Here is a 13,867-nt window from a genome sequence, read left to right on the forward strand (position 1 = left end):
CGGTGTCCGAGGAATTGGAGCGGCTGGATCTGGCCGTGCTGCGGCTGATCGCGGAGGAACCGCGGGCCGGCGTGCGGGAGTACGCCCGCCGTCTCGGGGTCGCGCGGGCGACGGTGCAGTCGCGAGTGGACAAACTGACCCGGCTGGGCGTGCTGGTCAGCTGGCGGCCGCAGTTCGACCCGGCCGCGATGGGCTACTCGGGGCTGGCCTACGTCCGATTGCAGGTGGCGCAAGGGAAACTCGACGCCACCATCGACGGGCTGGCCAAGATCCCGGAAGTGATCGAGGCGAACGCGGTGGCCGGCGACGCGGACCTTCTCTGCCGGGTGGTCGCGCGGGACAACGCCGGCCTCGAGGAAGTCCTGCACGAGATCATCGCCGTGGAAGGGGTCGAACGGACCTCGACCGAGGTCGTCCTCAGCAGGCGGCTGATGCCGCGGATCTCGCCGCTCATCCGCAAGCGGCACGGCCAGCTCTGACCCGGCCCGGGCATCGCCAACCGGACAGCGAACGCCAGGCAAACGGCGTTTGATTGAGCCAGTTGTACAATTTCTGCGTGATTCGTTGACCGGGTGCTGACCACGACGTAGTTTCCCTGCCCGACCGGCAGTTCGGCTGCCGCGCCTCAAGGAGGAGGACGCCGTGGAAGCATCAGCTCCGACACCGGCCGGGATCGGTCAGATCGCCGCCCGCCTCGACAGACTCCCGGTGTCGCGATGGCACTGGAAGCTCACGTTTCTCGTCGGCGCCGCGGCGTTCTTCGACATCTACGAGATCTTCCTGGGCGGGGTCCTCGGCGGCGTGCTCGGCCAGGAGTGGCATCTGGCCCGGGCGGGGAAAGCCGGGCTGATCGCCGCGCCGTTCGTCGGCATGATCGTCGGCGCGATCTTCCTCAGCGCCGCGTCGGACCGGCTGGGCAGGCGCCGGATGTTCATGGTCAACCTCGGCGTCTACTCGGTGCTGTCCCTGGCGACCGCGTTTTCGCCGAACGTCACGGTGCTGATCGCGTTGCGGCTGCTGTCCGGCGTGTTCATGGGCGCCGAACTGATTCTCATCGACACTTACCTCAGCGAGTTCATGCCGCGTCTCGCGCGCGGCCGGATGATCGCGGTGGCCTACGTCATCGGGTTCGTCGGCACGCCGGTCGTGGCGCTGCTCGGCGGGTTTTTCGTGGCGCGGTCCCATTTTCTGTGGGAGGGCTGGCGGTGGCTGCTGGTCGTCGGCGGCCTCGGCGCGCTGGTGGTCTTCGTGCTGCGCCGCCGGGTGCCGGAGTCGGCGCGGTGGCTGGCCGAACACGGCCGGGCCGAGGAAGCGGACCGCGTGGTCGCCGAGGTGGAAGAAGCCGTTCGCGCGCAACGCGGATCGCTGCCGCCGGTGCACGTCGACAAGCCGCGGCCGGTGCGTCGCGTCGCGCTCGCCGACATGTTCCGCCCGCCCTACCGCAACCGCACGATCATGCTCTGGCTGTTCCAGCTCCTGCAGACCGTCGGCCAGTACGGGTTTGCCTCGCTGGTGCCCGTGGTCCTGCTCGCCAAGGGCTACGACATCGTCGATTCGCTGGGCTACACCGCGCTGACGTTCATCGGAGCCCCGGTCGGCGCCGCGATCGCGGTCCCGCTGGTCGAACGGTTCGAGCGGAAATACCTGATCATCGGCTCCGGACTGGCGACCGCCGCGGCCGGTCTGCTGTTCGGCACCGCGACCGCGCCGGCGCTGATCGTGGCGATGGGACTGATCATCACCATGTCCAACAACGTCCTCAGCGGCGCCTACCACATCTACCAGGCCGAGCTGTACCCCACACAGGTCCGCAGCACCGCCATCGGAATCGCCTATTCCCTGTCCCGGTTGTCCGCCGCGATCCTGCCGTTCGGCGGACTGGCACTGCTCGCCAGCTTCGGCCCCATCGGAGTCTTCGTCGGCTCGGCCGCACTGCTGGTGCTCATGTGTGTCATCGTCGGAGCACTCGGCCCGCGCAGCAACGGCCAAAGCCTCGAAGCGGTCGCCCACGACGACCCAGGCGCTCCCCAGGCCGCTTCCCACACGGCGGAGCGCAGCCCCGCACGAGGACGTTCGTGACCAGCCTGCCCTGATCGGCGAATCTTTGCTTCGATAACGAACATGCCGCCGACGTACAGGAGTGCTTGGGAGCCGCGAACGGGTCCGGCGTAGGCGACTCAGGCCATTCCGGGTGGATGAGCGGCCGTCAATCCTGCGGACATCGAGCCGGACGATTCCTGCCCGGGACTGCGCTGCCGGACTGCTGAGGACAGCGGAACTGACGGACCGGCACGGCATCCGAAACCCGGTGATTGCGGAGCGCCCGCCTCCTGACCGACCCGTCGTGCTCAGCGTTCGGCTGCCGGTCCCGCCTCGCCGAGGTCGATTCGCGGGCGGGTGCGCACCGTGCCGAACAGCAGGGCTTGCGCCGTGGCGACCATGTGTTCGGAGATCACCTGCTGGGTCTTGACCGGGTCTCCGGACGCAATGGCGGTGACGATCTCCAGGTGCCGTCCGGCGCTCATGTTCGACAGTGCTCGTTCGAGGCCGCGGTACATGATGCACATCCGGATCGCGCCTTCGAGCAGCTTCCAGGACCGCACCAGTGCGTCGTTGTCGGTGAGCTGGACCAGCAGTTCGTGGAACGCGAGGTCGGCTTCGACCTGCGCTTCCAGCGAGATGCGTTCGGCGCGGGCCATGGCGTCGACGGCTTTGCGCAGCTTGTCGCAGTGTTGCTCGCGGTAGTAGCTCGAGGCCAGCGTCTCGCCCGCGAGTGCCTCCAGAGCGGCGCGGACGGTGAAGGTGTTGATGATGTCCTTCTCGTTGATCGAGCGGACGGTGACCCGGCCTCGTTCGCCGTAGGAGACCAAGCCCTCCTGCTGCAGTTCGCGCAGTGCTTCGCGCAGGGTGCCGCGGCTGATGCCGAGCTGTTCGGACACCTGGACCTCGCCCAGGTGGCTGCCGGGCGGGAACTGGCCGGTGGTGATCGCCTTGCGCAGCGTGTCCACCGCCATCTGGCGCAGGTTGCGGCCGGGCTGGCTGGCCGAAGCCGGACGGCTCACCGCGAGTCTCCTCCCTGACTGGAACGTCAGCACCGTTCGTACTGGTTCAGCAACTCTACCTTTGCCGCGCTCGGCGACCGGTCGTCGAAGGTGTAGCCGAGCCATTCGCGCATCAGCCTGCGGGCCAGCTCGAGGCCGACGACGCGCTGGCCCAGGGTGAGGACCTGGCAATTGTTCGACAGCACCGAGCGTTCCACCGAGAACGAATCGTGCGCGGTGGTCGCGCGGACGCCGGGCACCTTGTTCGCCGAAAGCGCCATGCCGATCCCGGTGCCGCACACCAGAACGGCGCGGTCGGCCTCGCCCGCCCGGATCGACTCCCCGGCGGCGAGGCCGATTTCCGGGTAGGGACGGTGCACGTCGGCCGTGCCGCGGTGCACGCCGAGGTCGATCACCTCGGCCACCCGCGGATCCTCGCTCAGGTCGCGCGCGAGTTGCTCTTTGTAGTCCAGGCCGGCGTCGTCGCAGCCGATCGCGATCCGGTAGTTCATCGGGTCCTTTCTCCACTGTTTTCGGCGAGGATGCGCACGATCAGCGCCAGGGACACCGCGCCGGCGTCCGGGGTGCCTACGCTGCGTTCGGCCAACGGGCGGGCGCGGCCCTTCTTCGGGACCAGGGTGGCGGTCTCCTGCGCGGCGGTCTCCGCGACGGCAGCGGCTTCCGCCCACGCGCTCCAGCTGGGGCTGGGCGCGCGGTGCAGGCTTGCGCGGAACGGTTCGAGCGCGTCGACCATGGTTTTGTCGCCCGGGTCGGCGCCGCCGAGCCGCACGATTCGGTCCGCGAACGCGTCGACCGCCGCCAGGACGTCGACAACGCCGGATTCGGTACCGATGGCTTCTCCGGCCGCCCGCAAGCCGGCGCCCCAGAGAACGCCGGAGGTGCCACCGGCGCGGGCCGCCCACTTGTCGCCCGCCGCGGCAAGGCAATCGCCCGCGCCCGCGCCGTCCTGCCACGCGGACTCGGCACCGGCGACCGCGGCGTCGATGCCGCGGACCATGCCGCGGCCGTGGTCGCCGTCGCCCGCGACCGCGTCGATGGCTCCTAGCTCAGTTTCGGCTTCGTGCAAGGCTTTCTGGACCGCACGCAGGCCGTCCAGCACTGCTTCGGCCAACGCCCGGGACTCCGCTGTCGCGGTCGTGTAACGCGGTCCGGCGAGCTCGGACGCTAGGTTCGGCACCAGTGCGACGGTCTCCTCGCGGCGCGCTTCCCCGCGGCGGAACGCCGGCGTGTCGGCGGGCGCGGACCACCAGCGCTCGAGTTCCTCGTCCAGCCAGGTCACGGTCAGCGAAACCCCGGCCATGTCGAGGCTGGTGACCAGTTCGCCGACTTCCGGCAGCACCGGGACGTGCCCGGATTCCCGCAGCCGTGCGGCGACGTGGCGCCAGAGGACGAACAGCTCCTCGTGCTTGACCGAGCCGAGCCCGTTGAGCACCACCGCGATCCGGTCGCGCGCGCCGTCCGGTTTCTCGGCGAGGATCCGGCCGACGAAATCCGCGGCCAGGTCGGCGGCCGACGGGAGCGGGACGTCGCGCAGCCCGGGCTCGCCGTGGATGCCGAGGCCGAGACCCATCCCTCCGTCCGGGACGGTGAACAGGGGAGTGCCGGCGCCGGGGAAGGTGCAACCGGCGAACGCGGTTCCGATCGTGCGGGTCGCCGCGTTCGCTTTGCGCCCGGCCCGGACGACGCCGTCGAGATCCAGCCCCTCCTCGGCGGCCGCGCCGAGGATCTTGAAGACGACGAAGTCTCCGGCGATCCCGCGGCGCTGCTCGGACCGTCCCGGCGGAGCGCTGGCGATGTCGTCGGTGACCACCACGTGCTCCGCGCGGATCCCGCGCGCCCGCAGCAATTCCGCGGCGAGACCGAAATTCAGCACGTCCCCGGCGTAGTTGCCGTAGCTGAACACCACTCCGGCGCCGGAATCCGCGGCCGCCGCCACTGAGCAGGCGTCTTGCGCGGACGGCGAGGTGAACAGATTGCCGCTCACCGCGCCGTCGGCGATGCCCGGCCCGATCACGCCGTAGAACGCCGGGTAGTGCCCGGAGCCGCCGCCTGGCAGCACCGCGACCTTCTGACGGGCCGGCCTCGCCGCGCGCACGGCGCCGCCGGGCACCCGGCGCACGGTGTCCGCGTGCAGCTCGCAGAACCCGGCGAGCGCGTCCTCGGCGAATGCCGCCGGATCGTCGTACAAGTAGGTCATCGCGTGTGCTCCGTCCTCTGTGGACTTCAGTGGAGGAACGAGCCGCCGTTGACGTCGATCGTGGCGCCCTGCAGGTAACCGGCGTCGTCGGTGGCGAGCCAGGCGATCACGCCGGCGACGTCGTCCGCGGTGGCCTGCCGGCCGAGCGGGACGCCGCGGGTGATCGACGCTTCGAGTTCGTCGGTGGTCGACGCGGCCCGGATGTCGGTCTCCACCGCGCCGGGCGCCACCGCGTTCACCGTCACCCCGGCGTCGCCCAGTTCCCGCGCCAGCGCCTTGGTGAAGCCGAGGATCGCGGCCTTCGCCGAGCTGTACGGGGTGCGGCCGAACACGCCGCCGCCCTGCTGCGCCGACACCGAGGACATGTTCACGATCCGGCCCCAGCCCGCCTCGATCAGGTCCGGCAGGAACGCCTTGGTGACCAGGTAGGTGCCGGTCGCGTTGACGGCGAACACCTTGTTCCACAGCTCCAGCGTGGTCTCCAGGAACGGCACCGGCGAGGTGATGCCGGCGATGTTGACCACCGCGCCCACGCCGGGCAGGCGGCCCGCGTCGATTTCGGCCCGCACTGCCGCATACGCGGAGAGCACGGACGCTTCGTCCGCGACGTCGACACCGTGTGCGAAAGCGGTCGCTCCGGTCGCGGCGATCGCGTCGGCGCCTTCCTTGGCCGCGGGCTCGTCCAGGTCGAGCACGACGACTGCCCAGCCGTCCCGGGCGAAGCGGGCGGCGGTGGCCCGGCCGATTCCGCGCGGCGCGCCCGCACCGGTGATGACGGCGGTGCGAGAGGTTCCGGTCATGTCGTTGTCTCCTTCGGGAATCAGAGGGCGGCGAGGTAAGCGGCGGCCTTGGCCGCGGCGGTCGGACGTTCTTCGTCGGCGACGTCGCGGGTTTCGAGTTCGAGCGAGCTGTGTCCGCGGTAGCCGACGGCCCGGAGTGCGGCGAACGCGGCGGCGAAGTCCACGTCGCCGTTGCCGATGCTGAGGTTGATGTTGCCGGGCGTGGCGTCGCGCAGGTGGACGTGCGCGATCCGGCCCGCGAACCGGTGCGCGAACGCGGCCGGATCCCCTCCGGACGCGCAGACGTGGCTGGTGTCGAGGACCAGCCCAACGGCTGGGTCGAGGCGTGCCACGAGCTGCTCGGCGAGTTCGACGGTGTGGCACAGCCGGTACAGGTGCGGCGCTTCGCACCACAGCTGCAGCCCGTGGTCCGCGGCCCGTGCCGCCGCCTTGCCCAGCTGGTCGGCCACCAGGTCGAGATCCGCGTGCAGGCTGGTCACCGGTTCGTGCGACAGCGCTCCGCACGGCAGCACCAGCGCCCGCGCGCCGCACTCGGCGGTCAGGTCGAGCAGCCGTCGCAGGTGGGTCGAGCGGGCCTCGGCCTCCGCCGCGCCGAGCGGCCGGTTGAGGTCTCCGACGTCGCCGTTGACCGATCGCACCGCCAGCCCGGACGCGCGCACCTGCGCGGCTACCTCGCGCACCGCGGCGTCGGTCAACTCGTAAGGCACGTGGCCGCACACCCCAGGCAGCGCGCCGAGGTCGATCTCGGCGAACCCGCAGTCTGCGATCGCCGCCAGCGCGGCGGGCAGGGGGAGGTGCCGGAAGCTGATCGTGGAGCAGCCCGGCGGTCGGAGGCGTTCCATGGTTGGCAATGTTAACAGAGAAGTGTCAACAAGCAAGAGTTGCGACGGTACTCGGCGTATACAGGCAAATCGGTCTGATTCATGCTGTTGACAGAGGGGCATTTTCGGCGCACGATACGCTCCATTGTTGACAGCGTGGCCGCTGGATTACCGTCGAGGTGGCCACGGGAAGAAGAGAGGCGATCGCCACATGCGCAACGAGGCGCTCACCATGCGGGGTCCGGTGCACGGCACCGCCGATGCCCGTCGGGTGGCCTGGGGCTCCACCGCCGGGGCCGTGATCGAGAGCTACGACTTCATCGGGTTCGGCACCGCGGCGGCGCTGTACCTGGGCCACGCGTTCTTTCCCGGCGCGTCGCCGGTCGCGGGCACGCTGTCGGCGTTCGCGACCCTCGGGGTCGGGTTCATCGCACGGCCGCTCGGCGGGGTCGTCGGCGGGCACCTCGGCGACCGGATCGGCCGCAAGCCGGTGCTGGTGGCGTCGCTGATCGTGATGGGGTTGGCGACCTTCGCCATCGGCCTGCTGCCGACCTACGCGACCGCGGGCGTGCTCGCGCCGGTCCTGCTGGTCGCCGTGCGGATTGTGCAGGGCCTGGCCTACGGCGCCGAATGGGGCGGCGCGATCCTGATGACCTACGAGCACGCGCCGTGGCTGCGCAAGGGCCGGTTCACCGGGATCGTGCAGTCCGGGTTCCCGATCGGGCTGCTGCTGGCGAACCTGGTGTTCCTCGTGTCGGTGAACCTGCCCGGCGACTGGGCGTGGCGGGTGCCGTTCCTGGCCAGCCTGGTGCTGGTGATCGTCGGGCTGGTCATGCGGGCGAAGGTGCCGGAATCGCCGGTGTTCGAGGACGTGCGCGACAGCGGGGACCTGGTGAAGGCGCCGATCACGGCAGTGCTGCGCGACGACTGGCGCAACGTGCTGCGCGGCATCGGGCTGCGGATCGCCGAGACCGCGGGCTACGCGGTGTCGATCACCTACCTGATCTCGTACCTGAAGTCCGAGAAGCTGGCCAGCAGCGGCGAAACCATCCTGGCGCTGTGCATCGCCTCCGCGGTCGGGATCGCCGCGACCGTCGGCTGGGGCGCTCTCACCGACCGGGTCGGCCGCCGCACGCTGTACGTCGGGGTGACGCTGTTCGCCGCGCTCTGGGCGATCCCGATGTTCCTGCTCGTCAACACCGGCACACTGATCGCGATCGTGTGCACCGTAGTCGTCTCCTACGGGGTCTGCCAGAACGCTCTCGCCGGTTCGCAGGGCGCGTGGTTCCCCGAGCTGTTCCGGGCAGGCACCCGTTCTTCCGGCGCGTCGCTCGCCTACCAGATCTCGGCGATGATCTCCGGCCTCACCCCGTTCGTCACGACGCTGCTGTTCCTCGGCATGGGCTGGCTCGGCCCGGCGCTGCTGTTCCTCGCGTTCTCGCTGCTCGGTTTCGTCTCGGCGCTGCTGACCCGGGAAACCTGGGGGCCGGCCGAACGCGAGACCGCACGCGCGGCGGCTGCTGAAACCGCGCCCGCGCCCCAGCACGTCGCCTGAAACCGCTGTCCTGAAAGGAAACCAGGTGACTCTCGACCTCATGACACCGTCAGCGTTCCGGCAACGGCTGGACGCCTGCGCCGAATCCGCCTACCGCATCCGGATGGGTGTTCTCGACGAAGGCGAGGCACAGGGCGAAGGCTACGTCGGGCAGGCGCTCGGCGCGGCCGACCTCCTCGCCGTGCTCTACCGGGACGTCCTGCGCTTCGACCCGGCGGATCCGGAGTGGCCGGACCGCGACCGGTTCCTCTTGTCCGTCGGCCACTACGCCCTGCTGCTTTACTCCGCGCTCGCCGAAGCCGGAGTGATTCCCCGCGACGAACTGGCGACCTACGCCGCCGACGGCTCCCGCCTGCCCATGTCGGCGATGTCCACCTACACCCCCGGTGCCGAGATCTCCGGCGGCTCGCTCGGCCACGGCCTCGGGCTCGCCGTCGGGATGTGCCTCGGCCTGCGCGCGCAAGGCCGGACCTCGCAACGGGTCTTCACGCTCTTCAGCGACGGCGAGCTCAACGAAGGATCCACCTGGGAGGCCGCGATGAGCGCGGCGAGCTGGCGGCTCGGCAACCTCATCGGCTTCGTCGACATGAACGGCCTGCAAGCCGACGGACCGACCCGCGACGTGCTCGCCCTCGACCGGCAGGAAGACCGCTGGCGCGCCTTCGGCTGGCACGTGCAGCGCGTCGACGGCAACGACCTCGAAGCACTCCTCCGCGCGGTCGACGAGGCGACCGGCCGTGCGTCGGCTGCCGGGCAGCCGCACCTCGTCATCTGCGACACCGTGGTCGGCAAAGGCGTTCCACTGCTCGAAGGACGGGAAAAACTCCATTTCATGAAGATCGCCGCCGACGAATGGCCCGTGTGCAAACAGCAGCTGACCGCCGGACACGAAAAGAGGACCCGCCGATGACCGCCGTCCAGCCGCAGCGTTCGGCCGCGATGATCGCGTCGATCGCCGATCCCGGCGTACGCACTACGCGGGCGCCGTTCGGCGACGCGCTCGTCAAGGCGGCCGAAACGGACCAGCGGATCGTCGGGCTCGCCGCGGATCTGGCGAAGTACACCGACATGCACGTGTTCGCCCGCGCCTTCCCGGACCGGTTCTTCCAGATGGGCATGGCCGAGCAGGTGATGATGGCCGCCGCCGCGGGGATGGCGGAAGTCGGCCAGATCCCGTTCGCCGCCACGTATTCAGTGTTCGCGACGCGGCGCGCGTACGACTTCTTGTGCCTCGACATGGCCGAACCGGGCCTCAACGTCAACATCGTCGCCGCGCTGCCCGGCCTCACCACCGGCTACGGCCCGAGCCACCAGGCGACCGAGGACATCGCGATCCTGCGCGGCATGCCCGGACTGGCCATTGTGGACCCATGCGACGCGGTGGACCTCGAACAAGCCGTACCCCAGCTCGCCGCGGCCCCCGGCCCGAGCTATACCCGGCTGCTGCGCGGCGCGGTGCCGCGGATCCTCGACGACTACGACTACTCCTTCGAACTCGGCAAGGCGAAACTCGTCCGCTCCGGCGACGACGCCGTGTTCGTCACTTCCGGCCTGATGACCATGCGCGGTCTTCTCGCGGCGGAACAGCTGGCCAAACGGGGGATCGACGTGGCAGTGGTGCATTGCGCGACCATCAAGCCCTTTGACGAGGACACCGTGATCGAGCAGGTCACCACCTCCCGGCCGGTCTTCACCCTCGAGAACCACAGCGTGATCGGCGGCCTGTTCGAGACCGTCGCCGCCGCACTCGCCCGGCGCGGTGTCGGCAAGAAAATCGTGCCGATCGCGCTTCCCGACGAATTCCTCGCGGCCGGCGCACTCCCCACCTTGCACGACCGCTACGGCCTTTCGACCGAGGCGGTCGTGGACCGGGTTCGTCGGGAGCTGTCCGCGGTGATGTCCAGCTGACCCGAAAGCCGGCGAGATTCCTGGCCGCCACCGGCGTGGCCGCGATCTTCGGAGTGGCAGGATTCTTGATTCTCGTCTATGCAGTGTTCGCCCTTGGGCGTGGCGTGGGCAGTGGATGGAGAAGCGTCGTCGCGCGGCCGGTGCACCAATGGCACCGCGGCCACCCTTTCCAGGCTCTCTGCCGAGTACTGAGACTCGGACGCCCCCGGTACTGAAGAGCGTGGCGCGACAGGGTTCCCAGAGCGAAACGGTCCATGAATACGCACGTATCTAGCGCGCATGCGATGTGGGGACGAGAATTTCGTGCATCGTTCGCTCGCCTGCGAAAGTGGGCTCGCTGGGGGTGCCCCGTCTGATGGCTGTTGCGGGGTCCTGTTTCTTCGGCGCTCCTGGTCGAGCAGCACCGGCTTGGGACCTCTTCGGCGCATCGGACGATCATCCTGGGTGCTCACGGCGATCCGGCCCGTACTGCGTTGGCGCGTCATGCCTTCGGGCGGGGCGGCACTTCGATGCGGTGGCGGGGACGCGGCTCCGTCCACCAGCGTGCCAAACGGACGTAACACCGCACCGAGGAATCGCGACGAATCTGTCGCAGGAACTCCTGCTCGGCTGAGGAGGCGCGATGCTCGCAACGAGAGACCGCGACTTGTAAGCCGACGCGGTTCGGCGCAGCCCCGGGACGAGGTGCTCGGGACCTCATCTCCGGACCGGCTGACGCAACCAGGCTCGCCGCAGCAAAAGAGCAAGGTCGATCGCTTCCTCAGGATCTTCCCGCCCGGAGAACGGCGAGGCCGGCTGGTCCGCCTTGCTGCAGGCTGTGCGAGGCCGCGGCGGAGACCTCAGTGGCCCGGTATAACGCCGAGCGACTGCACCCTGGCTTGGACAGACGGTGCCGTGGTGCTGGCCACCTGCTCGCACCCACCGTGGCGGAAACCGGGTTGGAGTTGCGCTTCGCCCGCGCCCACCCTCGGTTTGCGCCTGCACCCGTCGTGAAGACCCTGTCTTCACTTCGGCCAGAACATGCTGTGGCAGATCTCCGAGCAGTCCAAGCTCGCGAACGCGCTGCGTTTCTGGGCCGTCGCGTTCACCGAGCATCACTCCACATCGAGGGCTTCGAGGGGCGCAACAAATCCGATCCTGCTCGATCTCTATATCGGGATGCAGACGAAGCGGCTTCGGGTTGGGCAGCTGGCCGACGTCTGCGGGTGACCGGTCGCGCCAGCCATGCCGACCAGAAGGGGACGTCTGGACCTGTCCAGCGCGACATCTGTCGCGCTCGGCCTCGGCGGCCGTTGGCGTCCGTCCAATGCGCCCCGTCGTCGCCGGTGTCCAGGATGAACGCACGCCGGGTGCCGAAGGTTCGGCTGGAGGAGAAAGGGCGGTACAACGTGGAAGACCTGGAGGGCACTGCGGCCCAGCGGAAGGTCACGGAGTTCTTGCGGGCGCTGCATGAGCCCGCGTTCGGCCGCCCGCACTCGCTCCGCGAGCCGCACGTCACGCGCGGCGGGGAGCGCGTCGCCGTCACCTGCGCTGTGTTCGACGAGCTGCGAGGCGTGCCGCGTACGGCGGTTTACACGGTGGAAGACGGTGAACTCCGGCCGGTGACCACTGGGACAGGATCCTCGCGGTGGGGACGGTTCTCGCCGGACGGCGAGACGCTCGCCTTCCTGTCCGACCGGCGCACGGCGGGGGAGTTCCAGCTGTATCTGCTCGACACCGGCCGCCTCGGGGAGGCGCGGCCGGCTCCCGAGGTGCCGGGGACGGTCGAGTACGCCCACTGGTCGCCGGACGGGCGCAAGGTGCTGCTCGGCGTGGCCGGGCTCGGCGCGGACCTCTCCGGCGGCCAGGGCTCCGGCACGAATGTGAAGCAGAAGCGGGAGCGGCCGTCGTGGTACCCGCAACTGGACGACGGGTCGAAGAACACCGGGTGGCGGACGCTGTGGGTCTGCGCCGTCGCGACCGGTGAGCTGGTGCGCGTGTCTCCGGCCGGGATGAACTGCTGGGAAGCCGGGTGGTGCGGGCCGGACCAGGTCGTGGCCATCGCCTCGGACGCGCCCGGCGAGGACGCGTGGTACACCGCCCACCTGAGCCTGATCGATCTCAACGGCGACGCGCGCAAGCTGCTCGGCAGCGGCGTGCAGCTCGGGCTGCCGGTCGGCGCCCCGGACGGCAGCCAGGTCGCAGTAGTCGAAGCGGTGTGCAGCGACCGCGGGCTCGTCGCCGGAGATCTGCTCCTCGTCGAGCCGGCGACTGGTGCCGTGCGGCGGGTCGACACACGCGGCACCGACGTCACGCATCTGGAGTGGATCGACGCCGACCGCCTCGGCTACGTCGGGCTGCGCCGCCTCGACTCGGTGGCCGGGGTCGTGGGAGCGGCCGACGGTGTGCTCGAGGAGGTGCTGTCGACCGACCGGTCCTGCACCGGTGGCGGTTTCCTGCCGGTGGGCGCGTTCACCGGGGACGGGCGGGTCCTGACCGTGCAGGACTCCTACGAGGTGCCGCCGGAACTGGTGGTGGGCGATTCCCGGCTGGCCTCGACGGCGCATCCGGGAACAGACTTCCTCCGGTCGGTGGCCGGTTCGGCGGAGGTGGTGACCTGGGCGGCGCCTGACGGGCTCGAGATCGACGGAATTCTCTGCCGCCCGGCGGGGGAAGGACCGTTCCCGATGGTGGTGAGCATCCATGGCGGTCCGATCTGGGCGTATCAGAACTCGTGGTCGATGCGGTACGCGTGGGTTCCGCTGCTGGTCCAGCAGGGCTACGCCGTGCTGAGCCCGAATCCCCGGGGCAGCTCCGGCCGCGGGCAGGAGTTCGCCGCGCGCGTCGTTCGGGATATGGGCGGCGCTGACACCCAGGACTACTTGTCGGGCATCGACGCGCTGGTCGAACGCGGGCTGGTCGACAGCAGCCGGGTCGGCCTGATCGGCGGCAGCTACGGTGGCTTCATGTCGTCCTGGCTGGTCACCCAGGACACCCGGTTCGCCGCCGCGGTCCCGGTTTCGCCGGTCACGAACTGGTACAGCCAAAGCTTCACCAGCAACATCGCCGCGTGGGGCAATCGCTTCCTCGGTGCCGACCCCGAGCAGCCCGGCACGCTCGCGCACACCCGCAGCCCGGTGCTGCACGCGAGCAAGGCGAGGACTCCATGTCTGAACGTCGCGGGTGCTCGGGACAACTGCACGCCGCCCGGCCAAGCTCGCGAGTTCCATCAAGCGTTGCTGGCGCACGGCGTGCCGTCGGAGCTGGCGATCTACCCGGAGGAGGGCCACGGCGTGCGTGCCTTCCCGGCACAGCTGGACTTTCTCACGCGCGTGGTGCACTGGTTCGAACGGCACATGCCCGCCTCCTGAAGCAGTGTCTGCGCTGGCTGCCGCGGGCGTTCAAGAGTGGTGTGGTGGTTTCCGCCCGATAAAAGGGATAGGCGCGGTGGATCTGGTGATGGTGCCGGTGTGATCACACCGGCCCGGTCGGGGCGGGAGGCGGTCGCACTCGAGCGTGGACCCGGTGCCAGGCAAGCGCCGACA

General features: G+C 69.9%; 12 protein-coding genes. 7 read left to right on the forward strand and 5 right to left on the reverse strand.

Annotation, left to right across the window (positions count from 1 at the left end; genetic code table 11):
* The first annotated feature begins 2 nt into the window (after positions 1 to 2).
* Together L942_RS41225 and L942_RS41230 are read left to right on the forward strand one after the other, a co-directional pair.
* A complete protein-coding gene (locus tag L942_RS41225) occupies positions 3 to 479 on the forward strand; it encodes an Lrp/AsnC family transcriptional regulator (protein ID WP_037370794.1) in 477 nt (158 codons plus the stop codon).
* A gap of 163 nt (positions 480 to 642) precedes the next feature.
* Positions 643 to 2,079, forward strand: a complete 1,437-nt coding sequence (locus tag L942_RS41230; protein WP_063695852.1) for an MFS transporter — start codon at positions 643 to 645, stop codon at positions 2,077 to 2,079.
* Between the two features lie 269 nt (positions 2,080 to 2,348).
* Here the strand turns inward: L942_RS41230 and L942_RS41235 are convergent, their stop codons facing one another.
* From L942_RS41235 to L942_RS41255, 5 genes are read right to left on the reverse strand one after another with little or no spacing between them, the layout of a single operon-like run.
* Positions 2,349 to 3,062: a GntR family transcriptional regulator gene (locus L942_RS41235; protein ID WP_235079658.1), complete on the reverse strand. Its 714-nt coding sequence runs from the start codon at positions 3,060 to 3,062 to the stop codon at positions 2,349 to 2,351.
* Between the two features lie 26 nt (positions 3,063 to 3,088).
* Positions 3,089 to 3,553, reverse strand: a complete 465-nt coding sequence (locus L942_RS41240; protein WP_037370795.1) for a ribose-5-phosphate isomerase — start codon at positions 3,551 to 3,553, stop codon at positions 3,089 to 3,091.
* Positions 3,550 to 5,259, reverse strand: a complete 1,710-nt coding sequence (locus L942_RS41245) for a dihydroxyacetone kinase family protein (protein WP_037370796.1) — start codon at positions 5,257 to 5,259, stop codon at positions 3,550 to 3,552. The genes L942_RS41240 and L942_RS41245 overlap by 4 nt, the downstream gene beginning before the upstream one ends.
* A 26-nt stretch (positions 5,260 to 5,285) precedes the next feature.
* Complete coding sequence (locus tag L942_RS41250) at positions 5,286 to 6,059, reverse strand: SDR family NAD(P)-dependent oxidoreductase (protein WP_037370797.1); 774 nt, start codon at positions 6,057 to 6,059, stop codon at positions 5,286 to 5,288.
* Between the two features lie 20 nt (positions 6,060 to 6,079).
* Complete coding sequence (locus tag L942_RS41255) at positions 6,080 to 6,901, reverse strand: sugar phosphate isomerase/epimerase family protein (protein ID WP_037370798.1); 822 nt, start codon at positions 6,899 to 6,901, stop codon at positions 6,080 to 6,082.
* A 190-nt stretch (positions 6,902 to 7,091) separates the two neighbouring features.
* Here L942_RS41255 and L942_RS41260 point away from each other — a divergent pair, with 190 nt between their 5' ends.
* The 5 genes from L942_RS41260 (at position 7,092) to L942_RS41280 (ending at position 13,693) form a co-directional block, all read left to right on the forward strand.
* Entirely contained in the window at positions 7,092 to 8,435 is a 1,344-nt protein-coding gene (locus L942_RS41260; protein WP_037370799.1) for an MFS transporter, read from the forward strand.
* A 25-nt stretch (positions 8,436 to 8,460) separates the two neighbouring features.
* Entirely contained in the window at positions 8,461 to 9,345 is an 885-nt protein-coding gene (locus L942_RS41265) for a transketolase (protein ID WP_037370800.1), read from the forward strand.
* Positions 9,342 to 10,343, forward strand: coding sequence for a transketolase family protein (locus L942_RS41270; RefSeq protein WP_037370801.1), 1,002 nt, complete (start codon positions 9,342 to 9,344; stop codon positions 10,341 to 10,343). The genes L942_RS41265 and L942_RS41270 overlap by 4 nt, the downstream gene beginning before the upstream one ends.
* Before the next feature lie 1,020 nt (positions 10,344 to 11,363).
* Positions 11,364 to 11,552, forward strand: coding sequence for a hypothetical protein (locus L942_RS41275; RefSeq protein WP_037370802.1), 189 nt, complete (start codon positions 11,364 to 11,366; stop codon positions 11,550 to 11,552).
* Positions 11,553 to 11,677: 125 nt separating this feature from the next.
* Positions 11,678 to 13,693 carry a S9 family peptidase gene (locus L942_RS41280; protein ID WP_081655435.1) on the forward strand — a complete coding sequence of 672 codons (2,016 nt, stop codon included), beginning with the start codon at positions 11,678 to 11,680 and terminating at the stop codon, positions 13,691 to 13,693.
* Positions 13,694 to 13,867: the final 174 nt, after the last annotated feature.

The sequence above is a fragment of the Amycolatopsis orientalis DSM 43388 genome (assembly GCF_000411975.1).
Lineage (GTDB): Bacteria > Actinomycetota > Actinomycetes > Mycobacteriales > Pseudonocardiaceae > Amycolatopsis > Amycolatopsis orientalis_D.